Genomic DNA, 25032 nt, shown 5'->3' on the forward strand with positions numbered 1-25032 from the left:
GGGCTGAGCGGAATCATTCGCTAATGTAACGGCACGCTCTAAGGAAAACTACAGCGGGATTTGCAGCTTCGCGGAATGCCTTGCTCAGCAATCCGGCGTGGACGAGCCGGCCCGGGGTTTACCCTCCCCGCCGGCCGGCAATGGTCGAGATATTTGCGATGGCGCCAGGGCGGCGCTTACTTGCTGTGAGGCTTGCTTTTGCTGATGCCGGCTTCGCGATTTTCTCTCAGGCGGCCGTCCTTCTGCGGGTCTTTTACGCGGCCTTGGCCGGTGTGGCGGGGTTTTACGCGCTTGAGCTTGGTGTCCGTCTCTGACATGCCGTTCTCTCCCAGTCATGCAGTCACGTTCGATTAACGAACACTGGCGAGGGTGGTTCCCATAATCCGGCAGGTTCTTGCCCTGGTTGTGGAAAAGCTGATTCGTCTTTCGCTGATCGGGCACTCAACCGCTTGTGCTCTGCCGCGCGGCATCGCACGCGGGGCAATGTGCTCCGGCGCGGTGCAGGAACAGCAGCGGCTCGGCGGCGAGATGGCCGAGCGCGGCTTCGGTGACGTGACGGGCGCGGAAGAGCCGGGCATGGGCGCGGCCGACGCGGCCTTCGGATTGCAGGCCGCGTGCGCGCAGCCAGTCATCGGCCAAGGCGAAGCGCTCGCAGCAATGGTCGTTCTCGGCATAGTCGATGCGGAGCGCACGGCCCTCGCGGAGCACGGTGCAGTGTTTCGGCGTGCGGTAGGGAACGCCCGCCATCAACTCGGCCAGATGCAGCGTCGTGTTGGCGTCATGCCCGACGCCGAGCAGCAGGATCTGACCGCCCAGATCGTGCACGCGGCCAACCGGGCTCGCCGGGATATGCGGCGGCAGCGGCAGGGGATCGGCGGTGATCGCGGCGGCGCGCGGCCCGATGGCGGCGAAGGCGTGCGGGTGGTCGCTGCGCAGGACGCCCGGCATTCGCCAGAACAGATCCGCGACGATGCCGAGATCGGACCCGGCGGGCGTCGTCAGCGGATCGAAGGGGGCATCATCGTCGCCCGTCATGGACGGCATCACCAGCGTGCCGTCCGGACCGAGCGCCTCGCGCAGTGCCGCGATCAGCCCGAGCGGGCCGGCTTCGACCGGCCGCGCCGCGCGCCAGGACATATGCACCAGCAGCACGCCGCCCGGGGCAACGCCAAGCGCGCGGAGTTGACCCGCAATCTCGGCCTGGCTCGGCTCGGGCATCAATTGGGGGCGAGGAATTTGACCAGCAGATTGGCGAATTCGTCCGGCTTCTCGATATTCGACAGATGCGCCGCGTCGAGAATGGCGAGCCGGGCGTCGGGCAGCGCCTCGACGATGGCCTCGCCCATGGCGGGCGGGGTGGCGGGGTCGAGCGCGCCGGCGATGACCAGCACGGGAATTCCGATGGCGGCGAGCTGGCCGCGCAGGTCCATGTCGCGCACGGCGGCGGCGGCGGCGGCATAGCCCGATGGCGGGATGCCGGCGACCATGGCGAGGAGCTTTGCCGTCAGCGCCGGATGGCTGGCCATGAAATCCTGCGTCAGCCAGCGCTGGATGATGCCGCCCGCCGCCGCCTGCATCCCCTCAGCCTCGATCAGCGCGATGCGCTGGTTCCACACTTCCGGCTGGCCGATATAAGCGGATGTGTTGGCGAAGACCGCGCGCCGCAAAAGTCCGGGCGCCTTCGCGCTCAGCCATACGCCGACCATGCCGCCGAGCGAGAGACCGCAATAGACCAGCGGCGCGAGCGCCAGTTCCGCGATCAGGTCCTGCGCGTCGCGGGCGATGCGGTCGATCGTGTAGGGGCCGTCCGGCACGTCCGAGGCGCCATGGCCGCGATTGTCATAGCGGATGACGCGGAAATGCTGCGTCAGGACCGGCATCTGCAGATCCCACATCTCGTGCGTCGTGCCGAGGGAATTGGACAGCAGCAGATTGGGCAGGCTGTCATCGCCGTCGATACGGTAGTGGATCGCGCAACCGTCGCTCATCGTCAGCATCGGCATGACAGCCTCCCTTAAAGAAATGGCAGAGCGCCGCTTAAGCGGCTTTTCGTTGATGGCGGGCGAAATCCTCGGGCGATTTCGCCAGCACATGGTCCTTCATCCAGGCGAGGAAGCTGTCGCGGTCGCGGGCGATGGCGTCCCAGGCTTTGTAGGCGCCATTGTCGCGCGGGTAATAGCCATGCGCGTAGGAGGGATAGGCGCCGCCCGGCACATGCGCGATCGCCCCGACCGTCCAGGACGGCAGGACGACCGAGTTCGGGCTGGGCGGATTGAGCTCTTCGACGATTTCCTCGACGGTGACAATCGAGCGTTTTGCCGCAAGCACCGCCTGCTTCTGCACGCCGACGATGCCTTCGATCAGGACATTGCCCTGCCTGTCGGCGCGCAGCGCATGGATGATCGCAACATCCGGCCGCAGGGCCGGGACGGCGGCCAGCTCCTCGCCGGTGAACGGGCAGCGGATGGTTTTGACCGCGCCATTATGCTTGTCCAGATCGACGCCGCGATAGCCGCGGAAGACGGCGAAGGGGATGTTGGCCGCACCCGCATCATAGGCGTGCGCCATGGCCGAATGGCTGTGCTCGGTAAGGGCGAGCGGCCCCGGCCAGTCATTTTCCACCGCGTCGCGGAAGCGGTGCAGCGAACCGACGCCGGGATTGCCGCCCCAGGAGAAGGTCATGCGCGCGGCGAGCCCCATGCCGATCATCTGGTCGTAGATCAGATCCGGCGTCATGCGGATCAGATGCAGATCGCGGCGGCGCTGGCGGATCAGCTCATGGCCGGCGGCGAAGGGGATGAGATGGGTGAATCCTTCGAGAGCGACGCTGTCGCCGTCTCGAACATTGTCCTCGATGGCAGCCGAGAGGCTGAGGAAATTGGCCATGCGCGCTTCCCGGCCTGGTGAGTCGTTCAGCTCAGGTTAACATAGTGGCGCGGAAATGCATCAGCGGCGGAGGGCCGGCAACGCGGCGCAATATCCGCCGCCGAATGCGCAATTGAAAGTGGCGTTACTTCTTCTTGCCGCCGGCCTGAGCGGCCTTGTTCTTCATCTGCGTCGCGGCGAAAGGGGAAGCCTCGGCGGCGACGGCTTTCGGCTTGACCGATTTCGGCTTCTTGGCCTCTTTATTGCTGCGTTTTTGTCCCTTGGACATCGTCGTCTCCTGTTTTCGCGAAACGTGGCGGACCGCTTGTCATGCCGGGCATAGCCCTCGGCATGGAATGAGACGCAGAATTTCTGACTTTAGTGGCAACATCCGAAATCAATCCGCTGCAAAGGGAGAAGAATTTCGGATATCCGGCGGGACATTCCCGGCTTCGCTCGCACGTTTGAGGACGCCCCGCAAGGCTCGTCTCATAGGTCCGGGAAATCATAACAAGTTTGCCGCGGCAGGCGGCGGCCATCGGGCTCCGTATTACCCCTTAGGGCCCAGCCCTTTCTCCCGCAGCACCGCGACCAGTTGCGCCATCACCGACAGCGCGATCTCCGCCGGCCCCTGCGCGCCGATATCGAGGCCGATGGGGGCGTGGATGCGGGCGAGCGCGTCGGCGGAAACCCCCATCGCCGCCAGCCGCTCGGCGCGCTTGGCGTGGGTGCGCGAGCTGCCGAGCGCGCCGACATAGAAGGCCTTGCTTTCCAGCGCGAGCCGCAGGGCGCCGTCATCGATCTTGGGATCGTGGGTCAGGGCGACGATGGCGGTGCGGCGGTCGATGCCGATCTGGGCGAGCGCGTCCTCGGGCCATTCGGTCACGAGATTGGCGTCGGGGAAGCGCTGCTCGGAGGCGAAGGCCGTGCGCGGGTCGACGATGGTGACGTCATGGCCGAGCATGCGTCCGAGCGGCAGGAGGAATTGCGCCGCATGCACCGCGCCAATGATGATGAGCCGCAGCGGCGGATTGAAGATGCGGATGAACACCTCGCCATCGGGCGATGCCACCGTGCCGCTGCGGTCGAGGCGGAAGCCGTCGGCGATCTCGGCGGCAAGCGCGGGGAACTCCCCGGCATCCTCCGGCGTGACGAGGCGCTGCTCGCCGGTCGCGAGCCAGGTCAGCAGCGCGACCGGCCGGCGCGCCGCGCGCGCGGTCAGGATGCCTTCGGCAAGATCTGTTTGCATGACTGCCTCGCCTCAAGCCGGTTCGAACGGCTCGACGAAGATGCGGATGCGCCCCCCGCAGGCGAGCCCCGCGCGCCAGGCCGTTTCGTCCTGCACGCCGAATTCGAGAAGCTTCGGCTTGCCGCTGGCGATGATGTCCACCGCCTCGGTAATCACGTCGCCCTCGACGCAGCCGCCCGAGACCGAGCCGAGGAAATTGCCCTCGCTGTCGATCACCAACTGGCTGCCGGTCGGCTGCGGGGCCGAGCCCCAGGTCTGCACCACCGTGGCGATGGCGAGCTTGCGGCCCTCGCCCTGCCAGGCAAGGGCCGTGGTCAGCATGTCGTCCGCGCTCATGCGCTCATCCTTTATCCTGAGCCGCCCGCAAGGGGGCCGTGAAATGTTTGCCGGATTATGCCACGCCCCGGCCGCGCCGGCACAAATGAATTCGCTAGATTAGATCACGTCCGCGTCAAAGAAATCCTTGCGCGCGAAAAGCCTTTGGTGTTCATGCCATAGTTTGGCACATACCGCACTGCAGCAGACGCCGCCGCACTATCCGCCTCCCTCCGAAATCATCAGGATCGCACGATCCGGGAGGTCCACCGCTCCGGCCCGCCGGTGGGGAGTTTTACGATGAGACTTGGAAAGCATATCGCCGTCATCGGCGCCGGTGTCGTGGGGCTGGCCATCGCGGTCAAGCTGCGGCGCGAGGGCTACCGCGTCAGCCTGTTCGACGCCGAGCCGCCCGGCAGCCAGACCTCCTCCGGCAATGCCGCGCTGATCATGACGGCGCAGATCGGGCCGCTCTCCGCGCCCGGCCTGTGGCGCAGCGTTCCAGGAATGCTGTCCGACCCGAACGGGCCGCTGGTCGTCGACTGGAAACACCTGCCGCGGCTGATGCCCTGGTTCGTGCGCTTCCTGCGCAACAGCACCTGGAAGCGCTATGAGGAGATCGCCGAGACGCTGGCGCCGCTGGTGACGCGCTCGTTCGATTCCTGGCTGACCCTGGTCGGCCCGCATGAGGGCGCGCGTCTCTTCCGCCGCGACGGGCTGCTCTATGTCTTCAAGAGCCAGAAGACGTTTCGCGGCGCCCAGAAAGACGCCAATTTCCGCGCCCGCTACGGTGTGCCCTCCGAGGTCATTCCGGCCGAGGAGTTGCGGCAGATGGAGCCCTCGCTCGGCGGCAATCTCGTCGGCGGCCTGCTCTATCCCGATAGCGGCCATTGCACCGATCCGGTGGCGCTGTCCAACACGCTCGCCAGCGCCTTCCGCACCGGCGGCGGCGAATTCAAGCGCAGCAAGGTGCGCCAGCTCGCCGTCGGCCCGAACGGCACCGTCCGGGTGGTGACCGACGAGGGCGAAGTCATCGTCGATGAAGCGGTGGTGGCGGCCGGGATCTGGTCGCCGCCGCTGGTGAAGCCGTTCGGCGTCCGGGCGCTGCTGGCTGCGGAGCGCGGCTACAACATGACCTTGCGCGACCCGCAGATCTCGCTGCGCCTGCCGATCTGCGCCGGCGACGACAAATTCGTCATCACGCCGCTCAGCAACGGCATCCGCCTCGCCGGGACGGCCGAATTCGCCGGCCTCAACGCCCCGCCGAACTGGCGCCGCTCCGACATTCTGCTCGAGGCGGCCAAAACCATCCTGCCCGAGATCGACGGCGCGGAGACGGCGACGCGCTGGATGGGCGCGCGCCCTTCGACACCGGATTCATTGCCGATCATCGGCCGCACGCCGAAGAACCCGAACATCATCTGCGCCTTCGGCCACAGCCATCTCGGCCTGACGCTTGGCGCGGTGACCGCCGAGCTGGTCGCCGATCTGGTCGGCCGGCGCGGCCCGAATACCGGCATTGCCGCGCTGCGGCCGGATCGGTTCTAGCCGGACCGCATTCGCCGCGGCCGCGCGTGACGTTCCCTCAACCTCTGTCCTCGCCGCAGCCCCGCCCTCTCCCAAGGAAGACCTTTGCAAAACTTCGATTCCTTCGCCCCGGCCGTTAGAGCCGGGGCCCACTCGCCTCTCCGCTTGCCGCAGCAATAGCGGAAATATGATTGGGTCCCGGCTCGGCCTGACGGCCGTCCGGGACGACGGGGAGAGGACTTTCGATACGCAAAGGTCTCCAAGGGGAGAGGGTGGCGCGCGTCAGCGCGCCGGGTGAGGGGGTAACGCCTCTCGTTTTTCGATGTCCGTCCTACCGATAGGGATTACCCCCTCACCCTAACCCTCCCCCATAGGAGAGGGAACTCGGCTGAGATGGTTTCGGGCGTAGGTTTTGCCGCTCAGACTGGTCGCGCTCCAGAAGCAGAAGCGCGGAGCTGCTTCCGGCCCCGCGCTTCGATGCGTTGGCTTATGTCGCGGCGGAGACCCGCCGGCGCCTGAGCATGTAGCCGACGCCGATGACGATCGCGGCGCCTGCTGCGGCGGCGACGTAATGCAGGCTGTGCAGCGCCTCCGAGCCCATCGCCTCGGCAAGGATGCCGTGCAGGCCGGGATCGGTCACGATCAGCTCGCCCGCGATCCAGCCGAGCAGGCCGGCGCCGGCCCAGACCAGGATCGGGAAGCGGGTCAGCAGCGACATCACCAGGGCGGCGCCGACGATGATCAGCGGGATGCTGAGCGCCAGCCCGAACACGAACAGCGCCACATTGCCCTTGGCGGCGGCGGCGATGGCAATGACATTGTCGAGGCTCATCACCAGATCGGCGAGCGCGACGATGCGTACGGCGCTCCAGAGCTTGGCGCTGCTCTCGACATGGGTTTCCTCTTCCTCGGGCAGCAGCAGCTTGACGGCGATGAAGAACAGCGCCAGACCGCCGGCCAGTTTCAGGAAAGGCAGGGCCATCAGAGTGGAGATGATCAGCGTGAACACCACGCGCATCAGGATGGCGACGCCCGCGCCGAGCAGCATGCCCCACATGCGCTGACGCGCCGGCAGGCTGCGGCAGGCAAGCGCGATCACCACGGCGTTGTCGCCGGAGAGAAGGATGTTGATCCAAATGATCTGCAGCACACCGACCCAGAATGTCGGCCGGTGCATATCGAGCCACACGGCGTCAAAGGCGGCGCCCCAGGACGCCGGATCCAACAAATCGATCATAGAACTCAACTGCTTTCCGTTCGCCGCAAGGCCCATCGGCCGCAGCAGGTGAGGAAACCCCCCAAATACCGGATGTGGGTGTGCTTCCCGACAATTACGATAAAGCGAGCGCTGTCCGGCGTGAGAACTCGGTCAGCGCCGCTAAACCGCAGCTCATACTAACCGGTAATTTCACTATCCGAGAAGCACAACGCAATCTCAAGCGCCGCATTTTCAGCGCTGTCCGAGCCATGTACCGAATTTCGCTCAATATTTTCAGCGAATTCTTTCCGAATGGTGCCCGGAGCCGCGTTTGCGGGATTTGTCGCACCCATGATTTCACGGTTTTTCGCCACAGCATTCTCGCCTTCGAGCACCTGCATGACGATCGGTCCGGAAGTCATGAAGGCGACGAGTTCGCCGTAGAACGGGCGTTCCTTGTGCACTTCGTAGAATTTCTTGGCCTGGTCCTCGGTCCAGCGCACGCGCTTTTGCGCAACGATGCGAAGGCCGGCATCTTCGAACTTGGAGATGATCTTGCCCGTCAGATTGCGCGCTGTGGCGTCGGGTTTGATGATGGAGAAAGTGCGTTCGACTGGCATGGGTTTATCCTGTCCGGGTTTGGCCTGAAGTCCGCTTATATCGGGGGCTTTCCGTGGCCGCAAGGCCGCAGGGGGCCGAATTTTCATCCAATCTGGCGTGTTTTGGGTATTCCGTCCGTGGGATTCAAAAAGCCAGAGGAAATCAAGGCCATGAAGCTATTTGGCGTCGTCACAACGCTCGGATTCGCGGGCGTGCTGGCGCTGGGCGCGGCGGTGCTGTTCGCGCGCCGTCCGGCCCTGCTCAGCGCGCTCGTCGCGGAGGGTGGAGCAGTGGTCGAGACGGGCATTGCCTATGGTCCTGGCACGCGCCGGCGGCTCGACATCTACCGCCCGGCGGATGCTTCGCCCGGCGGTCCGATCGTCCTCTTCCTTTATGGCGGAAGCTGGCGCAGCGGCGAGCGGGACCTCTATCCCTTCCTCGGCGCGGCGCTGGCGAAGCGCGGCATCACCGTGGTGGTGCCCGATTACCGGCTGTTCCCCCAAGCGTCGTTCCCCGGCTTCGTCGAGGATGCGGCGCTCGCCTATGCCTGGACCTGGCGCAATCTGGCCCGCGCCACCGGCCGGCCGATCGCGCTGATCGGCCATTCGGCGGGCGCCCATATTGCGGCCCTGCTCGCTTTCGACGCGCGTTACATCGCCGCCCAGGGCGCCGGCATCCCGCGGCCGGCCGCCTTTGTCGGCCTCGCCGGTCCCTACGCCTTCGACCCCACCACCTTTCCATCGACCAAGGACATCTTCGCCACCGCGCCGAATGCCGATGCCGCGCGCCCGGTGGCCTTCGCGCGGGGCGATGCGCCGCCGTCCCTGCTGATGCACGGCCTGGATGACGATACGGTCGAGCTCTACAATCTGCGCGACATGGTCGAGGCGCTGCGGGCGAAAGGGGCCGATGTCGAAAGCGTCGAATTTCCCCGCATCGGCCATTTCGGCATCGTGCTCGCCATTGCCCGGCCGTTCCGCTGGCGCGCGCCGGTGCTGGACAAGACGGTTGCATTCATTCTGCGGCACGCTGGCGCATCCGCCCGGACCGCGAGGCGCGCCGATGCCGCCATCCGCTGAACGGCGCTTGTTGCAAGCGGCCGTCGCCACCGGCGCCCTGGTCCCCGTCCTCGCGGGGCTTGCCGGCATTCTGCTCGGCCCGCGCTTCGCCGACAGCGCCGCCGTGGCGGACCTCGCGCTCGACAGCCATTTCCGCTATCTTTCCGGGCTCTTGCTCGGCGTCGGCCTCGCCTTCTGGAGCACCGTGCCGGGGATCGAGCGCCACGGGGCCCGCTTCCGCCTGCTGACGCTGATCGTGGTCATCGGCGGCCTCGCGCGGCTCGGCGCGCTCACGGCGGGCGTCCCGCCGATACCGATGCTCGCGGGGCTCACCATGGAATTGATTGCCACACCACTCCTGTGTTTATGGCAAGCGCGCGTGGCGAATGCTTTTCATGGGAACTAACACCATGTTATCCCGGACACCAAATCACCAGTTCCGGACCCATGCTGCACATCAACGATCTCACCTACCGCATCGAAGGCCGCCTGCTCTTCGACAAGGCGACCGCCGCGATCCCGAGCGGTCACAAGGTGGGCATTGTCGGCCGCAACGGCACCGGCAAGACGACCTTGCTCCGGATGTTGCTCGGCGGCCTGTCGCCTGACGATGGGAGCCTGTCCTGGCCGAAAGCGGCGCGGGTCGGCGGCGTCGCCCAGGAAGCGCCGGGGGGTCCGCGGAGCCTGATCGACACGGTGCTCGCCGCCGACAAGGAGCGCGACAGCCTGCTCGCCGAAGCCGAGACTGCCACCGATCCGGGGCGCATCGCCGACATTCAGCTTCGCCTGAACGACATCGGCGCCCATTCCGCGCCCGCCCGCGCCGCGCAGATCCTCGCCGGCCTCGGTTTCGACGAGGACGCCCAGCAGCGCCCCTGCGCGGAATTCTCCGGCGGCTGGCGGATGCGCGTGGCGCTCGCCTCGGTGCTGTTCACCGCGCCCGACATCCTGCTGCTCGACGAGCCGACCAACTATCTCGACCTGGAAGGCACGCTCTGGCTGGAAAACTTCCTCGCCGCCTATCCGCATACCGTGCTGATCGTCAGCCATGACCGCGACCTCCTCAACAAATGCGTCGGCCATATTCTGCATCTGTCGGAGGGCAAGCTGACGCTTTACACCGGCGGCTACGACACATTCGAGGAAACAAGGCGCGAGCGGCAGCGGCTGGAATTGAAGCTGAAGAAGAAGCAGGACGATGCGCGCAAGCATATGGAAGCCTTCGTCGAGCGCTTCCGCGCCAAGGCGTCCAAGGCCACCCAGGCGCAGAGCCGGCTGAAGGCGCTGGCCAAGATGAAGCCCATCGCCGCCGAGATCGAGAACGACGTCAAGCCGCTGCGCTTTCCCAGCCCGCAATCCAAGCTCGGCAACCCGCTGATCCGCATCGAGGATGCCAGCGTCGGCTATGCCGATGGCAAGCCGGTGCTCCGGAATCTCGACCTGCGGCTCGACAGCGACGACCGCATCGGCCTGCTCGGCGCCAACGGCAATGGCAAATCCACCCTCGCCAAGCTTTTATGCGGACGGCTGGATCTGCTGGCGGGCACGCGGCGCGCCTCCAACAAGCTCACCTTCGGCTATTTCGCCCAGCATCAGCTCGACGAGCTGAACCCGCAGAAATCGGCCTATGACCACATCGCCGCGATGATGCCGGACGCAACCGAAGCGCAGAAGCGCGCCCGCACCGCCGCCGCCGGCTTCGGCTACGACAAGGCCGACACCGCCGCCTCGAAATTGTCCGGCGGCGAGAAGGCTCGGCTTTTGTTCACACTGGCTGCGTTTAACTCTCCCCATCTGCTCATCCTGGACGAGCCGACCAATCATCTCGATGTCGACAGCCGCGAGGCGCTGATCCATGGGCTCAACGATTATGAGGGCGCCGTCATTCTGATCAGCCACGACCGGCATCTGATCGAGGCGACCGCCGACCGGCTCTGGCTGGTGCGCGACGGCACGGTCACGCCCTACGACGGCGATCTGGAGAGCTACAAAAACGAATATCTCGCCCGCGCCCGCGATCAGCGCCGGGGCAGCGGCGGCGGGGGCATGAACGGGCAGGCCAATCGCAACCGGCAGGAGGAACGCCGCGCCGCCGCCAATGCCCGTGCTGAATTGGCACCGCTCAGAAAGCGAATCGACCACTATGAGCGGGAGATCAAAGAGTTGACAAAAAAGATCGCTCAACTCGACCGCGCACTTGCCGAGGAAGGTCTCTACGAGCAGGCGCCGGAAAAGGCATTGAAGCTGATGAAGGATCGCGGTGTGCTGGCGAAAAACCTTGGCGAGACGGAAATTCTCTGGCTGGAGGCGTCCGAACATTTCGAGCGGGCCCAGCGCGAGCAGCAAAGCATGAGTACGCCCTGATGAGGCAGGTCTGATGCCGAGGATCATGGCAGCGCTCCGCGCCGGGCTGATGGCGGTTGCCTTCGCCGGGGCGCTTGGCGGCGGCCTGGCCGTCAAGGCGGCCGACATGGAAGAAACGCCGGGCGCCGATGCCAAGCTGGCGGTGAAGGAAAGCCGCATCTGCACCGAGAGCTGCATTTCCGATTGCCGCGCCGAACGCAGCGAATGCGACGGCGCGAAGAAGGACATCAACTATTGCCGGGTCACCTTCCAGATCTGCGCGAGGCGCTGCGTGGTCGCCTGCAGTCCGCGTTGAACTGCGGGGCGGTTCTTGGGTTATCTGTCCGGATTCCAAGCTCACCGCCTGGGAGGGCCGCGTTCGGGGAGAGCGGCAGGCTAAATCGGCCTCAAAGTGTGGCTCGCATAAACTTGTCATTGCCGCGAAAGCGGAATTCCGTACGCCGCAGCGGTCGTGATTAACTCAGGGGGCGAACCCGCAAGTTTGCCTCGCGGGGATGACAAAAAGGGGCCCGCATCCGCTATCCGCCATCCGGCAGGATCCGGAAACCCTCTGGCGCCGCGCCCCCTTCCTGGATGATCTCCACCCGCTCGACCCGCGCCCCCGGCGGCCCCTTCCGGCAGCGCGCGAGCATGTCCGCGACCGCTTCGGTCTCGCCGTGGAACAGCGCCTCCACCGAGCCGTCCCGGCGGTTTCTCACCCAGCCGTCGAGGCGAAGCTCTCCGGCCTGCCCCGCGGTCCAGGCGCGGTAATAGACGCCTTGCACCCGTCCCTCGATGCGCAAATGCACCGTTCGCCGCGCTTGCCTCATCGACGCGCCTCCTTCGCCGCTCCGCGCGCGGCCGGAAATCGCGGCTCAAGCCTGTGGATCGGTTGACTATATCCTATCAAAGGCATAATTTGCCCGCATCATTGCAAATCATCAGACATTTTATTCAAAGTTGCTTGGCACCATTTGATTCGGCACTGCAGAGATCGTGTTTATGTCTAAGAACAGAATGCCCGGCGTTGACAGTCGAACCGATCGCGAGACCTTTGGCCATAATTTTCGCGAAGCGCGCATCAAGGCAGGGCTCAGCCAGCGCGACGTCCACCGCGAGACCGGCGTGGCGCAATCGCATATTTCCGAGATCGAGACCGGCGTGTCCAACATATCCATCGATACCATGGTCAAGCTGGCGAGCGTGGTGAACCGGCCGCTCTGGAAGCTGTTCAAGCCCACGCCGTCGAAATCATGAGCGATTTCCGCGCTCTCGGCGCCATCCTGCTCGCGGCCGGATTTTCGCGGCGGATGGGCGGCGGCAACAAGCTACTGCGGCCGCTCGGCGGGCGGCCGCTGATCGCCCATGCGCTGGAGCGGCTGGACGGCCTGGGGCTCGGGCAGCTCATCGTCGTGGTGGGCGACAGCGCGGACGCCATCGCGCCGCTGCTGCCCGCATCCGCGACGCTCGTGCGCAACGGCCGTGCCGCCGAGGGCATGGGCCGTTCGCTCGCGGCCGCCGCCGCCGCGCTCGATCCGTCCTTGCGCGGCGTCTTCATCGCGCTTGCCGATATGCCCTTCATCGAGGCCGGCGATTTCGGCAAGCTTGCCGGCGCCCTGGCCGCCGGGGGCGATGGCGCCATCTGCATCCCCATGCATGACGGCAGGCGCGGCCATCCGGTGCTGTTCGGCCGCGCCCATTTTCCGGCGCTGGCGGCGCTCTCGGGCGATGCCGGCGCCCGCGCGCTCATCGCCGCAAGTGACAAAGTCCACGAAATCGCCGGATGCTCGGACGGAGTACTGATCGACGCCGACGATCCCGCCGCTTTCGCGGCCGCCGAGAGACATCTTGAGAGCCGTCAGCGCCAGCTTAAGTAATTTCGCAAATTCATTGCGCAAACGCGGCGAAAGCGCCGGTGGTTATTGACTTAATCCCGACTCGGGTTGAAGTTGATCAAGAGCGACGCAGCGGCGAATCCCAACGCTCCCAAAAAAATCCAATGGCTGCTGAACGTTCGAGGCGCGATCGCACAATCGGGGGCCCCTCACTAGCTGTTGTAGCAATCACCCAAGGAGATACGTCCATGCAGGAAATGCCCCAGTTCGGCGAGATGCCGGAATCGATGCGCAATATCATGAAGGCGAGCATCGATCAGGCGCGCAAAGCCTTTGAAACCTTCATCTCCGCCAGCCAGCAGGCGATGCAGAATTTCGACGCCCCCTCCAATCCGGCCACGGACGGTCTGAAGCAGCTCAACGAGAAGATCGCCGAATTCACCCGCCTCAACGCCGACGCCAATTTCAGCTTCGCGCTGAAACTCGCCGATGCCAAGCAGCTCAATGAAGTCATCGAGATGCAGAACGCGCATGTCCGCGAGCTGATGGAAACCTACGCCAAGCAGATCGAGGAGCTGCGCGCGCTGACCTCCAGGGTGGTGCAGGAGAGCGCCAAGTCGGTGCAGGCGAGCATGCCCAACGTGTCGGGCAATTGAGGCGCTTCCGTCCCGGTTGACCCGGACTGGGCGAGGCTCTAATGGCTAAAGCGGCGGACACGGGGTTCGCCGCTTTCTTGTTGGCCCTTGCGCGGAGCGGGATGAGGGGATGATGCGGCTGATCTACCGGCTGATCGGTTTGGCGGTGCTGCTGGTGGCCGGCGTGCATCTCTATTTCTACTGGACGGTCGGCACGTTCGATCCCTGCCGCGCGGCGGTCTTGCGCATCGTGCAGAAGCAGCGCGAGGCGGGGCAGGATCTCACCGCCGGCATCGGCGTGCTGTTCGGCCGCCAGCTCGAAGACAGCCTGCGCGCCGAGGGCGTTCTGACCTGCTACCGCTCCGCCCTGCGCGGCGAAGCCCCCGAGCTGGAATTGCAGATTTTACGGCGCTAGCCTCCCCTCAGACGAAATCCCCGCGAAAGCGGGGATCCAGTATTCACAAACTCGAATGAGCGTTCTGCCCAACCTTCTACGCTGCGGCGTACTGGGTCCCCGCTTTCGCGGGGATTACGAAAAGGTTGGTCCTTACGGCCCTGCCGCCGCCGTTTTCTCGGGCTCGTCGCCGCCGCGTCCGGTGAAGACGAAGCGGCCGTAGAAATAGCTGATGCCGAGCAGGCTCAGCCCGAGGCCCAGGAACGAGAACACCCGGTAGAGGCCGGTCAAGCTCCCCGCATCCATCAGGAATACCTTCGTCACCGTCACCAGCAGGATCGCCAGCGAGGCGTAGCGCAGGAGCTGGCTGCCCTTCAGCGTGCCGTAGAAGAGCAAGCCCAGCGCAAAGACCAGCCAAGCGGCGGAGTAGCTGTAGAATTCGGCGTCGGTGGTGACATTCCCGTTCAGCACCGGCCCCTGATAGAGCTTGCGGATGTCCAGGCTGATCCAGGCGAAGGCCAGCACCAGCGTCAACGCCCGCGCCCACCGCGCGAACGCCATCAGCCGCATATTGCCCGACAGCCGCAATTCCGACGCGGCCAGCCACGTCCACAGGATCGGCAGCGCATAGGTCAGCGTCAGTGCGTCAAACGGCTGCGTGCCGGCGACCGCGCCGCCATACCAGAGCGGGTTCTTGATGATGAGGTCGAAATAGACCAGCCGGAACAGCGAGACGGCCACCAGCAGCACGCCGCTCTGGAAGAAGGCGCTGCGTCCGAAGACGCGTCCCGCGACGAGGCAGGCGAGGCCGAAGACGAACAGCACGTTGGTAATCAGTCCGCGCTCGGCGAAGCTGGCCCTGGCGAACAGCACGTCTTCGCCGGGATGGAACAGCTTGGCGGTGATGTAGAAGCCCCAGACCGCGATCAGCGCCACCGAGCCGAATTCCAGCACGCGGATCAATAGCCCGTCGCCGCCGCGCCGCAGCGTATAGGCCGCGAGCAGGAACAGCACGGCGGGCAGCGCCAGATGGAAGCTCGGGAAATCCACGATCGGGATGCTGCCTTGCGCGTTCAAGCTGATGTCGAAGAGGGCGTTCGCGGCGAGTTCGGCGAGCAGCAGGATTTGCGGCAGCAGAATGAAGGCGAAGGTCAGCCCGAGCAGCCCGGCGATATAGCGCAGCGAGGGCATTTCCGTCCGCGTCGAGATCCAGGCCACGGCGAGCAATTCGGCGGCGATGGCGACGGGCAGGAAATTCCTGTCGAGTTCGAGGAAGAAGGTCAGGGCGACGAAGGCGCTGGTGGCGAGCGCGTAGATCGCCAGCACGCGCTCCTTGGCGAGCGATTGCGGCAGGCGGCGCGCGGCCCACATGGCAGCGCCGAAGAACAACAGCGCCAGCGCCATGGCGATGCTGCCCCAGACATGCGGGACGGCGGCGGCGGTTTGTTTGACCGCATCCACCAGCGGCTCGACCGGCTCGCGCGAGGGCGGCACATCGATGGCGAGCGGGGCGGGCGGCTCCGGCGCAGCGGGCGTCAGGCGGAAATAGGCGATGAGGAAATAGCCCAGCGCCGTCGAGGCCGAGAGGCCCGCCCACAGGATCGGCGCGGTGGCGCTCGATACTAGGAGAAAGCCGCTCGTCACATAAAGCGCGGCGAAGGCCATCAGCGCGACGATGAATTCGCGCTCGCTGCCGGGCGTCCAGCCCGCCAGCATGATGGCGTTGATCGCCATAGCCGCCCAGGGCGCGAAGCCGTAGAGCCGCGTGTCGAAGAAGGCCAGCGCCACCGCGCCGACCGCGAGCAGGCCGAACAGCATCCACTCCTGCAGGCCGAAGCTGGCATTGAAGGCCAGCGCCGCCATCAGCCCCATCGCGCCAGCGACGCTGATGACGTTGAGCGCCATCGCCCGGTTGCGCCAGGAGAGGACGTCGCGCCAATCGTCGATGATGGCGGTCTCCTCGGCGAAGCGCTGGCGGGTGGCGGCGACCATGGTCGCGGCGATGGCAACGACGAATAGGCCCATCCATAGGCTGCCTGCCTGGGCCGCCCCGCCCGAGAAGATGAAGGCGAGAGCCCAGCCGAAGGCGAAGAGCAGGGCGGGGAAGGAGATCCACCACCAGCCCTGCCGCCGGATCACGATCATCAGCGCGGCGAAGACGAAATAGAGATAGGTGAAAAAGAGGAAGGATGAGGGCTCGTTCGAGGTGATGAGCGCGGGCGTCAGGAAGCCGCCGACGAGGCCGAGCAGCGCGATCGGCGGTCCGTGCCGCAGCGCCAGCACCACGGCGAGCGCGGTGGTCGCCGCCATGGCGAGGAAGCCGAGGAAGGGCGGGAAGAGCTGATAGAGCGCGGTCGCAGCGTAGGACGAGACATAGAGCACGGCGATGCCTGCTCCGGCGAGCGCCTGGGCGATGCGGTAGCTCTCGGTTCCCGCCGTGCGCGCCGAGACGAAGCGCGCCCCCGCCAGCAGCGCGAGGCCGAGCAGGCCGCCGAGCGTGACGCGCAGATGCGGTCCGATCAGGTCGTTCTCGATGGAATATTTGACCAGGAAGAAGCCGGCGAAGGCGATGGCGATGCCGCCGATCCAGACCGGTAATACCGCGCCGAATTGCCTCTCGAGCCCGCCCTTGCCGAGCGAGGACCAGCGCGAGGCGGGCGCTGACGCCGCGCCTTCGCTCGCCGCCGCGACCGGCGGGGCGGGCTCCTGCGGCGGCGTTTCGGGCATGTCGTAATATTCGACGGCCGTTGTGGCGGGCGGCTCCTCCACAACAGGCGCTCCGCCTTGCAGGCGCGCGATCTGGCGTTTCAGGCTGGCGATTTCGGCGGCTTGCAACGCCGAGGCCCGTTCAAGCCGGCTGGCGCGCCGGTGGGCGAACGCGCCGAGGATCCAGGGCCCGAGCAGCAGCGCCAGAACCAGAACGACGAAGAAGCCCCAATCATCCATCTGCGCCGCCTCTTCCTCGGTCCCGGTGGGGCGCGGTCAATGCGCGCTGCCGTTCCCATCGCCGTCGCCCTCGCCCGGGGCCTGACTCTCGGAGGGATAATCCCGGACGCTCATTGGCTTGGCAGGCCCGGCCGGAGGCGGCGCCATCCGCTCCTTGAGCGCCGCTTTCACCCAATCTAGATCGCGAAGATGAATATCCGCCTGCGGGTAGGGGATGGTGACGCCCTTCGCCCGGAACGCCTTCAGGATGGCGATGCGCAGATCGGTGCGCACCGAGAAGGAGCGGTTGATATTGGCGAGGTAGACATAGAGTACGAAGTCCAGCGAACTGGTGCCGAAACTCTCGAAGAACACGAAGGGCGCCGGGTTGGACAGCACCTGCGGATGAGCGTCCGCCATCTCCAAAAGAATATCGCGCACCTCTTCCGGGTCGCTGTCGAAATGCACGCTGACGGCGACCGGCATCCGCCCGGTGTCGTTATGCAGCGTCCAGTTCTTCACCATGTCCGAAATCAGCATCGAATTCGGCACGATGACATTGGCGCGGTCGAAGGTCTCGATCTCGGTCGAGCGGACGCTGATGCGGCGCACGATGCCTTCATGGCCACCGACGATGATCCAGTCGCCGACCTTGATCGGGCGCTCGGCGAGCAGGATCAGGCCGGAGACGAAATTGTTGATCACGCTCTGCAGGCCGAAGCCGACGCCGACCGACAAGGCGCCCGCCACGATGGCGAGATTGGAGAAATCCAGCCCGGCATAGGAGATGGCGAAGATCGCGGCGAGCGCGACGCCGAGATAGCCGACGCCGGTGCGGATCGAATGGCGCAAGGCATGATCGATGCCGGCGTGCTCCAGCACATTGGCGTCGAGCCAGGCCTGAAAGATCTTGGCGGCGACATAGCCGAGGAAGAACAGCGTCAGCGCGGCAAGGATCGCGGCGATCGAGACGCGCATGCCGCCGATGTCGAAGCCGAACAGAGCCTGCCGCAACCAGGCGCCGATATCGTGCCAGTCAAAACCCCAGAGCAGGAGGATGAACGGCGCGGCGGCGATGATGATGGCGGCCTTCAGGATCAAGGTCGGGGGCAGAGCGATGCGCTCGCGGCGCTTCTCGTCGAGGCCGAGATTGGCCTTCATCCAGGCGCCGGGAACGGTTGCGTCGTCGGCGATGCTCTCGCTGAGGGCGCTCACCCAGACGATCAGCAGATAGGCGATGATGACGACGGTGCTGGTGACGACGAGCTGTCCGGCGATGAAGCGGGCGAGCGAGACATAGCCGATCAGCGCCGCGCCGAGGATGGCGAGCGCCACCAGCCACAGCACCAGCCGGACGATGGCCGGTCCGATCGGGCGCGGCGGGCTGCCGGGCTCGGCGGCCGGCTCCTTGATGAGCAGGATCGAGACGATCAGCCCGGCGAACAGCATCGAGGAAATGAAGCTCTGCCCGACACTGACCGAGAACGGCATGCCCGCCGTCTGGGCCAGCGTGCTGATGAAGAAATCGAGGCCGAAGGCTGCCGCGAGCACCATCACCCGGAAATACAGCTTGCGCGCCGGGGCGTCGGAGAGTTTCAGCAGCCGCCATCGCGGGCGGCTGATGGCCAGCGTGGTCTTGGTCACCGCCTGCACGCTGACGATGATGACGATGCCGGCGATGGCGGCTTCGACGAGCTGCTTGCCGGTGCCGGCGAGCAGGCCGGTCTCATCGAGGCATATATAAAGAAAGGTGCAGGCGATCGCCGTCGGCAGTGAGCGCAGCAGCGTGACCCGTCCCGCCGACGCCGCGCGCCGCCATGCGGAGGGCGCGGTCTCGGGCTCGCTCCAGTCGCGGTAGCGCTGGACGCCGCGCCAGGCGGCAAGGCTGAGCACGGCCCACAGCGTGAAGGCGGCGGCAATCAGCGTCACGAACAGCGCGCGGTCGGGCAGGACCTGCCACCAGACCGTGACCATCTGCCGGACGCGTGCGAGCGCGGCCGGCGCGTCGGCGGCGATCTCGCGCCAGAGCGTCGGCGAGAGCGGGCTGCGGCCGCGCTCCAGAACGCGGTGCCCGAACAGGTCGCGCCGGATGTCGCGGGCGCGATCCGCGAGCGTTTCGGCACGCAGCAGCGCTTCCCTGGCCGCCTTCAGCGCGCCGGTCAGATCGCCGAGCGTGCGCCGCAATTCCGCGCGTTGCTCGGCGACGGCCTGCGGCTCGGGCGGCTCGGCCCCGGCGGGCGCGGCACCGAGACTGGCCAGCCGTGCCTCGATGAGCGGGACTTGCGGGGCATGTTCGGCGACATAGGCGTCGATACGCCCGCGCAGCGCGGTCAGCTCCTGGCGGATGTCGTCGAGCGCGGTTTGCTCGATGGTGGGGCCGCTGAGCCGCGCCGAAATGGCGGTCAGCGCCGCGTCCCAGAGCGCGATCGGTTCGGAAATGCTGGTTGGCGGCTGCGTCGGGGCCGCGATGCCGGCTTGCCCGCCGGGCTGCGCCGCCGGTTGCGCGATGGCGGGCGATGCAACCAGCAGTCCGGCAAGCGCGGCGAGGATGGACGCGTAACGCCGCACCGCGCGGGCGCCGGTCATGGCGTCAATTCGGCTGTTCGCGCTGCATGATGATGGGAGCCTCGTCGGCCGGCGGGCCGAACGGGCGATGGCTGGCCATGCCGTCGGTGCTGAGGCCGTTCGGCACGCGCACCGTCACCGGGATGCCGGTCTCGATCACCATATCGACCGGGCCGCCGATCATGATGAGGTGCTCGACATTGTCGCGCCGGATCAGCATCAGCCGCCGGCGGCCGTCGACCGCCGAAGTCTCGATCACGCCGAGCCGCCGGATCTTGGGCTGGAAGAATTTGATCTCGCCGAAGCCCGCCCCCTGCTGCGAGATCCAGAAGGCAAGTCCGCCCAGCGCCACGAAAAGCGCAAAGATAATGATGATGGTGACGCTGTCGAACATGCGATCGCCTTTCCCAACACGCTCGCCGCTCCGCCGGACGGCCGGCGTGAGGTCGCCTCGCGCTCCCCTTGGCGGACCCCGCCCCAATTTTTGGGTGCCCACCCTGCTTTTGCCGGTATAGCCTCTCTTGGGTGTATTTTTAACTGCTAAGTTCGATCCATAGCCGCGCGGATTGTCTAATTTTTGCAAAGAGGCGGATCGGCCACCGCCGGCGCCTGTTCATTTCGCCGGGAGAACGGATAGCAAACACGAAGAATCGGATAGAGTGCCGCCATGATTCAGGGCCGAAGCAACCCGCAAAGCACCGCGCAATTTCTCAGCCGCGATCCGCAGGACCGGACCCCGATCCGCCGTCTGGTCGGCTTTGTCGCCGCGATGCTGGGCGCCGTGGTGCTGGCGATCGCCCTGCGCGACCAGGCCGCCGCCCTAGTAATGGGCGTCTTCGCGCTGCTGGCGGCGGTCGGCGTCGCGGCGCTGTTCTCGGCGGCGGCGGGTTTCCTGCATTTCGGCCTGAAGGCGCAAGGGACCGCGCCGGACCTGTCGCGGATCTATGCGGAATATGCCAGCCAGGGCGTCGCGGTAACGAATAAGGACGGCTCGACGCTTTACGCCAATTCGGCCTATCGCCAGCTCACCGGCGCGACGGATCAGGCGCCGTTCAGCGTCGAATCCGCGCTCGTCCGGCATTTCGGCGGCTCAGAGCCGCTGTTCCGGCTGATCCGCGCCGCCCGCCGGGGGGAACCGGCGCATGAGGAATTCCAGGCGCTCGGCTCGCTCGGCGCCGGGCGGTGGCTGCGAGCCTCGGTGCGGCAGGTCGCGCCGCCCAAGGAGCTCGGCTCCAGCGAGCCGCTTTCGCTGTGGGAAATCGCCGATGTCAGCGCTCGCCGCCAGCAGGACGGCCTGGTCGCCGATCATCTGCGCCGCTTCCGCAAGCTGCTCGACGAGGCGCCGGTCGGCATTTTCCTCGCCGGTCCCGATGGCGGCGTCTCCTTTGCCAATGCCACGCTCCGGAGCTGGATCGATCTCGGCGACCCCGAAACCGGCGCGCGGCTGGACCTCGCCTCGATCTTCCACGACCAGGCCGCCGCCATGCTCAGCCCCGGCCCCACCGGTGACGAGCCGCTGGATGCCTCCTTCGACATCGTCAAGCGCGACGGCACCGCCATGCCGGTCTCGGTGCGGCTGACCCGGCATAAGTTGGAGAATGACGAGGAGGAGACCGAGATCTTCGGCGCGGTGCTGGAGCGTCAGGCCGATGCCGATCACGCCGCGCTGCACAATGACACGCAAAGGCTGCTCTCGCTGCTGAGGCCCGCCCCCGTCCCCATCGCCGCCATCGCCAAGGACGGCACCATCACCAGCGCCAATGCCGCCTTCGCGCGGTTTTTCGGCGCCGCCAAGAGTCTTGAGAATTCGAGCCTGTTCAGCCTCGCAGACCCGGCGGCCGGCGAACGCCTGCAGCAGGCGCTCGACAAGGCCGCGGCCCGCAAGGTGTCGATCCCGCCGGTCGATATTTCCGCGATCGAGAGCAAGCGCACCGGCCGGCTGTTCTTCAGCCCGATCTCCCGCACCGCCGGCAGCGACGGCGCCGCGCTGGTCTTCGGCATCGACACCTCGGAACAGCGCATGCTGGAGGAGCAGATCGCCCAAAGCCAGAAAATGCAGGCCATCGGCCAGCTCGCGGGCGGCATCGCGCATGATTTCAACAACGTCCTGACCGCCATCATCGGCTTCTCGGACCTGCTGCTGGCCAATCACCGGCCGTCCGACCCCTCCTTCGCCGATCTTATGAACATCAAGAACAACGCCAACCGCGCGGCGGGCCTCGTCCGCCACCTGCTGGCCTTCTCGCGCAAGCAGACCTTGCGCCCGCAAGTGATGTCGCTGACCGACGCGATGGAGGACCTGATGGTCCTGCTCGGCCAGCTTCTGGGCGAGAAGGTCGCCGCGAAGGTGGTGCATGGCCGCGATCTCTGGCTCATCAAGGTCGATCCGACCCAGTTCCAGCAGGTCATCATCAACCTCGCCGTCAACGCCCGCGACGCCATGACCGCCGGCGGCGAGCTGACCATCCGCACCGCCAACATCTCCGAGCGCGAATCGGCCAAGCTCGGCGTTGCCGGCATGGAGCCGGGCGAATATGTGCTCTGCGAGGTCAGCGACACCGGCACCGGCATCCCGCCCGAGGTGATGGACAAGATTTTCGAGCCGTTCTTCTCGACCAAGGAGGTCGGCAAGGGGACGGGGCTCGGGCTTTCCACGGTCTACGGCATTGTCAAACAGACCGGCGGCTATATATCCGCCGAGAGCGAGGTCGGCAGCGGCACCATCTTCCGCATCTACCTGCCGCGCTGCGAGGACGTCATCGCGCCGGAAGCGGTGGCCGAGAAGCCCGCCAAGCGCGAGGCCGCCCGCGACCTGACCGGCTCGGCGACCGTGCTGCTGGTCGAGGACGAGGACGCGGTGCGAAGCTTTGCCGCCCGCGCGCTGTCCACCAGGGGCTACCGCGTGTTCGAGGCGGCGAGCGGCGTGCAGGCGCTCGACGTCATGAACGAGCATGGCGGCAGCATCGATCTGGTGGTGTCCGACGTCGTCATGCCGGAGATGGACGGGCCGACCCTGCTCAAACATCTGCGCAAAGCCAATCCGGCGATCAAGATCATCTTCATCTCCGGCTATGCGGAAGAAGCCTTCCGCAACAATCTGAACGAGGACGAGCGCTTCACCTTTCTGCCAAAACCCTTCTCCCTGAAGAAGCTGGCGGCGGCCGTGAAGGAGACGCTTGAATCCGATTAGCTGTATCCGTTGCGTCAAGTCGTAGAAATGCGGAGCTAGTAATCGACCGGGGCCGAGTAAGTATAAATTTCGGTCTTTATCTCCTGCTCGCGCCTTGCGGGAAGGAACAAAGTGTGTACACTCGGGGAAGATTGCAATGCGTCCGGCGATATGAAATAACGGAGCCATGAAAAAAATGACGAAGTCGAGTCTGCGCGTCGTAGAGGTGGCTGACATGGATAAGCATAAGGCGCTCGAGGCTGCGCTGGGCCAGATCGAAAAGAGTTTCGGCAAGGGCTCGGTGATGCGCCTCGGCAAGAATGAAGTGCCGGCCGAGATCGAGGCGATCTCGACAGGCTCGCTGGGGCTCGACATCGCGCTCGGCATCGGCGGCCTGCCGCGCGGCCGCGTCATCGAGATTTTCGGCCCGGAATCCTCCGGCAAGACCACGCTGGCGCTGCATGTGATCGCCCAGGCCCAGAAAAAGGGCGGCGTCTGCGGCTTCATCGACGCCGAGCACGCGCTCGACACCATCTATGCCCGCAAGCTCGGCGTGAAGCTGGACGAGCTGGTGTTCTCGCAGCCCGACAATGGCGAGCAGGCGCTCGAGATCACCGACACGCTGATCCGCTCCGGCGCGCTCGACGTCATCGTGGTCGACTCGGTCGCGGCGCTGACGCCCAAGGCCGAAATCGAAGGCGAGATGGGCGACGTGCTGCCCGGCCTGCAAGCGCGGCTGATGAGCCAGGCGCTGCGCAAGCTCACCGGCTCGATCTCCAAATCCCGCACCATCGTCATTTTCATCAACCAGATCCGCATGAAGATCGGCGTCATGTTCGGCAATCCCGAAACGACGACCGGCGGCAATGCGCTGAAATTCTACGCCTCCGTCCGCCTCGACATCCGCCGCATCGGCCAGATCAAGGAACGCGAGGACGTCGTCGGCAACCAGACGCGGGTGAAGGTCGTCAAGAACAAGATCGCGCCGCCCTTCAAGCAGATCGAGTTCGACATCATGTATGGCGAGGGCATCTCCAAGGAAGGCGAGATCGTCGATCTTGGCGTGCGGGCCGGCGTGGTCGAGAAATCCGGCTCCTGGTTCTCCTATGAAGGCCAGCGCGTCGGCCAGGGCCGCGAGAACGCTAAGCTGTTCCTGAAGCAGAACCCGGAGGTCGCGCAGAAGATCGAGGCGGCCATCCGCGGCAATGCCGGGCTGATCGCCGAGCGCATCCTCGGCGAAGTCGAAGAAGACGATGAATTCGATCCCGAGGCCGGGGACGGCAATGCCGACCCGATCGCCGGCAAAGGCCAAAAATGACGTATTGGGCAAAGCCGCGGGCTCCATGCGGCTTTGCCACCGTCGCTTTATTGAGTGAACACGACCTTCAGATATTTCAAAACAAAATCTAAGTCTTTCTGCAGCAACTTTACGACCTTTTCGTCCATGAAGGGCGAGGTGTTGATCAATTCACGTGTCTTGAAGACATGGACCTTTTGCCAGGGCTTGCCTTTTTTCGATAATCTTTCGAGAGCCCACAGGTCGACTTCCTTGCCGTGTCTCAGCCGGTTGTCCTGGAATTGCCGGGCTTTGACATTGTCCCGGAAGGTGGTCTGGCCGAGACCCTCGAAGAGCTGCGACCTTATCCTGACGCAGCGCAGTTCGACATCGGTCGGCAAATAGATCACCGACTCATAGCGCCGCCAATCCAGTTTCTCTATGAATTGGAGGGCATTTCTGCGCAGCAACTCGTAGGCAAGGACGGCGAATTCTTTCCCGGACGCCGATTCTTTCTGGGATATGTAATAAAATCCGATTAATGAAAGTTCGACTTCGCGCGCTATTTTGTAGATTTCCAAATAATCATTGCCGAATTTTTTGTATGCTCTGACATTCGTCTCCACCACGCCCTGGCGCTTCGAGAGCCGAAACCGCCCATACATGGTCAGAGCTGTGCCGGCGATGCCTCCGCAAAATGAAATGAGGACGAGAAAAAACATTGCCAACGGATCGTTCAAGGCGTCCGTAATGACTTTGATCGGCATTTATCAAATCTTTTCTTCGGTTCCGTGATCGATTTTCTTGTTGATGCCGATTTTCGCTTTCGGATCGATGATGAATGTCTGCGTCTGCGACACCTCATCGAGGCCCTGGATGTAATCGATGACGAGGTCGTGCAATTGCGCGATGGACTGGATTCTGACATTGGCGATGATGTCGGCGCCGCCGAAGACGAGGCTCATATCTTCAATATACCGGCTGGCGCGCGGATCGTTCTTAATCTTCTTCATGACGCCGGGAATATCTTTCAACACATTGATCAATACAACCGCTTCAATAGTTGTTTGACTCATCG

General features: G+C 65.3%; 26 protein-coding genes. 11 read left to right on the forward strand and 15 right to left on the reverse strand.

The window, feature by feature from the left end; all coding sequences use genetic code 11:
* Window positions 1–176: 176 nt before the first annotated feature.
* The 7 genes from BLEFHOIH_RS26665 to BLEFHOIH_RS13360 all read right to left on the reverse strand — a co-directional run bounded on the left by BLEFHOIH_RS26665 (window position 177) and on the right by BLEFHOIH_RS13360 (window position 4450).
* Window positions 177–317: a hypothetical protein gene (locus tag BLEFHOIH_RS26665; RefSeq protein WP_170937147.1), complete on the reverse strand. Its 141-nt coding sequence runs from the start codon at window positions 315–317 to the stop codon at window positions 177–179.
* A 124-nt stretch (window positions 318–441) separates the two neighbouring features.
* Window positions 442–1218: an AAC(3)-IV family aminoglycoside N-acetyltransferase gene (gene aac(3)-IV, locus BLEFHOIH_RS13340; RefSeq protein WP_088346198.1), complete on the reverse strand. Its 777-nt coding sequence runs from the start codon at window positions 1216–1218 to the stop codon at window positions 442–444.
* On the reverse strand, window positions 1218–2003 hold the full coding sequence (gene pcaD, locus BLEFHOIH_RS13345) for a 3-oxoadipate enol-lactonase (RefSeq protein ID WP_088346200.1): 786 nt from the start codon (window positions 2001–2003) through the stop codon (window positions 1218–1220). Before pcaD ends, aac(3)-IV begins: the two co-directional genes overlap by 1 nt.
* A gap of 34 nt (window positions 2004–2037) precedes the next feature.
* Window positions 2038–2886, reverse strand: coding sequence for a CoA-transferase (locus tag BLEFHOIH_RS13350; protein WP_088346202.1), 849 nt, complete (start codon window positions 2884–2886; stop codon window positions 2038–2040).
* 124 nt (window positions 2887–3010) lie between these two features.
* Window positions 3011–3154 carry a hypothetical protein gene (locus tag BLEFHOIH_RS26670; protein ID WP_170937148.1) on the reverse strand — a complete coding sequence of 48 codons (144 nt, stop codon included), beginning with the start codon at window positions 3152–3154 and terminating at the stop codon, window positions 3011–3013.
* Between the two features lie 261 nt (window positions 3155–3415).
* On the reverse strand, window positions 3416–4114 hold the full coding sequence (locus BLEFHOIH_RS13355; RefSeq protein ID WP_088346204.1) for an XdhC family protein: 699 nt from the start codon (window positions 4112–4114) through the stop codon (window positions 3416–3418).
* A 12-nt stretch (window positions 4115–4126) separates the two neighbouring features.
* Window positions 4127–4450 carry an XdhC family protein gene (locus BLEFHOIH_RS13360; protein ID WP_088346206.1) on the reverse strand — a complete coding sequence of 108 codons (324 nt, stop codon included), beginning with the start codon at window positions 4448–4450 and terminating at the stop codon, window positions 4127–4129.
* A 279-nt stretch (window positions 4451–4729) separates the two neighbouring features.
* Here BLEFHOIH_RS13360 and BLEFHOIH_RS13365 point away from each other — a divergent pair, with 279 nt between their 5' ends.
* Complete coding sequence (locus BLEFHOIH_RS13365; protein WP_088346208.1) at window positions 4730–5977, forward strand: FAD-dependent oxidoreductase; 1248 nt, start codon at window positions 4730–4732, stop codon at window positions 5975–5977.
* Between the two features lie 466 nt (window positions 5978–6443).
* On the opposite strand, the gene BLEFHOIH_RS13370 is transcribed toward BLEFHOIH_RS13365, so the two are convergent.
* Together BLEFHOIH_RS13370 and ndk are read right to left on the reverse strand one after the other, a co-directional pair.
* Window positions 6444–7193 (reverse strand): TerC family protein, encoded by a 750-nt coding sequence (locus BLEFHOIH_RS13370; RefSeq protein ID WP_088346210.1) that lies wholly within the window; start codon window positions 7191–7193, stop codon window positions 6444–6446.
* A 158-nt stretch (window positions 7194–7351) separates the two neighbouring features.
* Window positions 7352–7774: a nucleoside-diphosphate kinase gene (ndk, locus tag BLEFHOIH_RS13375; RefSeq protein WP_088346212.1), complete on the reverse strand. Its 423-nt coding sequence runs from the start codon at window positions 7772–7774 to the stop codon at window positions 7352–7354.
* Between the two features lie 150 nt (window positions 7775–7924).
* On the opposite strand from ndk, the gene BLEFHOIH_RS13380 reads away from it, so the two are divergent.
* The 4 genes from BLEFHOIH_RS13380 to BLEFHOIH_RS13395 are packed head-to-tail and all read left to right on the forward strand — an operon-like array spanning window position 7925 to window position 11471.
* On the forward strand, window positions 7925–8833 hold the full coding sequence (locus tag BLEFHOIH_RS13380) for an alpha/beta hydrolase (protein ID WP_125461697.1): 909 nt from the start codon (window positions 7925–7927) through the stop codon (window positions 8831–8833).
* Window positions 8817–9218, forward strand: coding sequence for a DUF4345 domain-containing protein (locus tag BLEFHOIH_RS13385; protein ID WP_088346216.1), 402 nt, complete (start codon window positions 8817–8819; stop codon window positions 9216–9218). The genes BLEFHOIH_RS13380 and BLEFHOIH_RS13385 overlap by 17 nt, the downstream gene beginning before the upstream one ends.
* A 41-nt stretch (window positions 9219–9259) precedes the next feature.
* Window positions 9260–11176 carry an ABC-F family ATP-binding cassette domain-containing protein gene (locus BLEFHOIH_RS13390; RefSeq protein WP_088346217.1) on the forward strand — a complete coding sequence of 639 codons (1917 nt, stop codon included), beginning with the start codon at window positions 9260–9262 and terminating at the stop codon, window positions 11174–11176.
* 25 nt (window positions 11177–11201) lie between these two features.
* A complete protein-coding gene (locus BLEFHOIH_RS13395) occupies window positions 11202–11471 on the forward strand; it encodes a hypothetical protein (RefSeq protein ID WP_170937149.1) in 270 nt (89 codons plus the stop codon).
* Between the two features lie 223 nt (window positions 11472–11694).
* On the opposite strand, the gene BLEFHOIH_RS13400 is transcribed toward BLEFHOIH_RS13395, so the two are convergent.
* A complete protein-coding gene (locus BLEFHOIH_RS13400; RefSeq protein ID WP_088346221.1) occupies window positions 11695–11985 on the reverse strand; it encodes an acylphosphatase in 291 nt (96 codons plus the stop codon).
* Window positions 11986–12157: 172 nt separating this feature from the next.
* Here BLEFHOIH_RS13400 and BLEFHOIH_RS13405 point away from each other — a divergent pair, with 172 nt between their 5' ends.
* From BLEFHOIH_RS13405 to BLEFHOIH_RS13420, 4 genes are all read left to right on the forward strand, one after another.
* Complete coding sequence (locus BLEFHOIH_RS13405; RefSeq protein WP_210191615.1) at window positions 12158–12412, forward strand: helix-turn-helix transcriptional regulator; 255 nt, start codon at window positions 12158–12160, stop codon at window positions 12410–12412.
* Window positions 12409–13032: a nucleotidyltransferase family protein gene (locus BLEFHOIH_RS13410; RefSeq protein ID WP_088346225.1), complete on the forward strand. Its 624-nt coding sequence runs from the start codon at window positions 12409–12411 to the stop codon at window positions 13030–13032. The genes BLEFHOIH_RS13405 and BLEFHOIH_RS13410 overlap by 4 nt, the downstream gene beginning before the upstream one ends.
* Window positions 13033–13238: 206 nt before the next feature.
* Window positions 13239–13646, forward strand: a complete 408-nt coding sequence (locus tag BLEFHOIH_RS13415) for a phasin family protein (protein ID WP_170937150.1) — start codon at window positions 13239–13241, stop codon at window positions 13644–13646.
* A gap of 109 nt (window positions 13647–13755) precedes the next feature.
* The gene (locus tag BLEFHOIH_RS13420; RefSeq protein ID WP_088346227.1) at window positions 13756–14040 is read left to right on the forward strand and encodes a hypothetical protein; all 285 of its coding nucleotides are present in this window, start codon (window positions 13756–13758) and stop codon (window positions 14038–14040) included.
* 132 nt (window positions 14041–14172) lie between these two features.
* Here BLEFHOIH_RS13420 and BLEFHOIH_RS13425 read toward each other — a convergent pair whose 3' ends face one another.
* The 3 genes from BLEFHOIH_RS13425 to BLEFHOIH_RS13435 are packed head-to-tail and all read right to left on the reverse strand — an operon-like array spanning window position 14173 to window position 19903.
* Window positions 14173–16965, reverse strand: coding sequence for a DUF2339 domain-containing protein (locus tag BLEFHOIH_RS13425; RefSeq protein WP_088346229.1), 2793 nt, complete (start codon window positions 16963–16965; stop codon window positions 14173–14175).
* A gap of 36 nt (window positions 16966–17001) precedes the next feature.
* A complete protein-coding gene (locus BLEFHOIH_RS13430) occupies window positions 17002–19530 on the reverse strand; it encodes a DUF3772 domain-containing protein (protein WP_088346231.1) in 2529 nt (842 codons plus the stop codon).
* Between the two features lie 4 nt (window positions 19531–19534).
* On the reverse strand, window positions 19535–19903 hold the full coding sequence (locus BLEFHOIH_RS13435) for a hypothetical protein (RefSeq protein ID WP_088346233.1): 369 nt from the start codon (window positions 19901–19903) through the stop codon (window positions 19535–19537).
* A 273-nt stretch (window positions 19904–20176) separates the two neighbouring features.
* Here BLEFHOIH_RS13435 and BLEFHOIH_RS13440 point away from each other — a divergent pair, with 273 nt between their 5' ends.
* Complete coding sequence (locus BLEFHOIH_RS13440) at window positions 20177–22699, forward strand: response regulator (protein ID WP_088346235.1); 2523 nt, start codon at window positions 20177–20179, stop codon at window positions 22697–22699.
* Window positions 22700–22874: 175 nt separating this feature from the next.
* Window positions 22875–23996, forward strand: coding sequence for a recombinase RecA (gene recA / locus BLEFHOIH_RS13445; protein ID WP_088346284.1), 1122 nt, complete (start codon window positions 22875–22877; stop codon window positions 23994–23996).
* A 47-nt stretch (window positions 23997–24043) separates the two neighbouring features.
* On the opposite strand, the gene BLEFHOIH_RS13450 is transcribed toward recA, so the two are convergent.
* Together BLEFHOIH_RS13450 and BLEFHOIH_RS13455 are read right to left on the reverse strand one after the other, a co-directional pair.
* Window positions 24044–24721: a hypothetical protein gene (locus BLEFHOIH_RS13450; RefSeq protein ID WP_088346237.1), complete on the reverse strand. Its 678-nt coding sequence runs from the start codon at window positions 24719–24721 to the stop codon at window positions 24044–24046.
* Window positions 24722–24724: 3 nt separating this feature from the next.
* The gene (locus BLEFHOIH_RS13455) at window positions 24725–25030 is read right to left on the reverse strand and encodes an Lrp/AsnC ligand binding domain-containing protein (protein ID WP_088346239.1); all 306 of its coding nucleotides are present in this window, start codon (window positions 25028–25030) and stop codon (window positions 24725–24727) included.
* Between the last annotated feature and the right edge of the window lie 2 nt (window positions 25031–25032).

It is taken from the genome of Rhodomicrobium sp. R_RK_3, assembly GCF_002198715.1.
Taxonomy (GTDB): domain Bacteria; phylum Pseudomonadota; class Alphaproteobacteria; order Rhizobiales; family Rhodomicrobiaceae; genus R-RK-3.

Bases quoted from the DNA above. Each gene is read 5' to 3' on its own strand.
- BLEFHOIH_RS13390 (WP_088346217.1), top strand. From the start codon at position 9,260: ATGCTGCACATCAACGATCTCACCTACCGCATCGAAGGCCGCCTGCTC.
- BLEFHOIH_RS13425 (WP_088346229.1), bottom strand. From the start codon at position 16,965: ATGGATGATTGGGGCTTCTTCGTCGTTCTGGTTCTGGCGCTGCTGCTC.
- BLEFHOIH_RS13440 (WP_088346235.1), top strand. From the start codon at position 20,177: ATGATTCAGGGCCGAAGCAACCCGCAAAGCACCGCGCAATTTCTCAGC.
- BLEFHOIH_RS13365 (WP_088346208.1), top strand. From the start codon at position 4,730: ATGAGACTTGGAAAGCATATCGCCGTCATCGGCGCCGGTGTCGTGGGG.
- BLEFHOIH_RS13355 (WP_088346204.1), bottom strand. From the start codon at position 4,114: ATGCAAACAGATCTTGCCGAAGGCATCCTGACCGCGCGCGCGGCGCGC.
- BLEFHOIH_RS13395 (WP_170937149.1), top strand. From the start codon at position 11,202: ATGGCAGCGCTCCGCGCCGGGCTGATGGCGGTTGCCTTCGCCGGGGCG.
- BLEFHOIH_RS13420 (WP_088346227.1), top strand. From the start codon at position 13,756: ATGATGCGGCTGATCTACCGGCTGATCGGTTTGGCGGTGCTGCTGGTG.
- BLEFHOIH_RS13455 (WP_088346239.1), bottom strand. From the start codon at position 25,030: ATGAGTCAAACAACTATTGAAGCGGTTGTATTGATCAATGTGTTGAAA.
- pcaD (WP_088346200.1), bottom strand. From the start codon at position 2,003: ATGCCGATGCTGACGATGAGCGACGGTTGCGCGATCCACTACCGTATC.
- BLEFHOIH_RS13435 (WP_088346233.1), bottom strand. From the start codon at position 19,903: ATGTTCGACAGCGTCACCATCATCATTATCTTTGCGCTTTTCGTGGCG.
- BLEFHOIH_RS13380 (WP_125461697.1), top strand. From the start codon at position 7,925: ATGAAGCTATTTGGCGTCGTCACAACGCTCGGATTCGCGGGCGTGCTG.
- BLEFHOIH_RS13405 (WP_210191615.1), top strand. From the start codon at position 12,158: ATGTCTAAGAACAGAATGCCCGGCGTTGACAGTCGAACCGATCGCGAG.
- BLEFHOIH_RS26665 (WP_170937147.1), bottom strand. From the start codon at position 317: ATGTCAGAGACGGACACCAAGCTCAAGCGCGTAAAACCCCGCCACACC.
- BLEFHOIH_RS13415 (WP_170937150.1), top strand. From the start codon at position 13,239: ATGCAGGAAATGCCCCAGTTCGGCGAGATGCCGGAATCGATGCGCAAT.
- BLEFHOIH_RS13385 (WP_088346216.1), top strand. From the start codon at position 8,817: ATGCCGCCATCCGCTGAACGGCGCTTGTTGCAAGCGGCCGTCGCCACC.
- BLEFHOIH_RS13410 (WP_088346225.1), top strand. From the start codon at position 12,409: ATGAGCGATTTCCGCGCTCTCGGCGCCATCCTGCTCGCGGCCGGATTT.
- BLEFHOIH_RS13360 (WP_088346206.1), bottom strand. From the start codon at position 4,450: ATGAGCGCGGACGACATGCTGACCACGGCCCTTGCCTGGCAGGGCGAG.
- BLEFHOIH_RS13400 (WP_088346221.1), bottom strand. From the start codon at position 11,985: ATGAGGCAAGCGCGGCGAACGGTGCATTTGCGCATCGAGGGACGGGTG.
- BLEFHOIH_RS26670 (WP_170937148.1), bottom strand. From the start codon at position 3,154: ATGTCCAAGGGACAAAAACGCAGCAATAAAGAGGCCAAGAAGCCGAAA.
- BLEFHOIH_RS13370 (WP_088346210.1), bottom strand. From the start codon at position 7,193: ATGATCGATTTGTTGGATCCGGCGTCCTGGGGCGCCGCCTTTGACGCC.
- recA (WP_088346284.1), top strand. From the start codon at position 22,875: ATGACGAAGTCGAGTCTGCGCGTCGTAGAGGTGGCTGACATGGATAAG.
- BLEFHOIH_RS13350 (WP_088346202.1), bottom strand. From the start codon at position 2,886: ATGGCCAATTTCCTCAGCCTCTCGGCTGCCATCGAGGACAATGTTCGA.
- BLEFHOIH_RS13450 (WP_088346237.1), bottom strand. From the start codon at position 24,721: ATGCCGATCAAAGTCATTACGGACGCCTTGAACGATCCGTTGGCAATG.
- BLEFHOIH_RS13430 (WP_088346231.1), bottom strand. From the start codon at position 19,530: ATGACCGGCGCCCGCGCGGTGCGGCGTTACGCGTCCATCCTCGCCGCG.
- ndk (WP_088346212.1), bottom strand. From the start codon at position 7,774: ATGCCAGTCGAACGCACTTTCTCCATCATCAAACCCGACGCCACAGCG.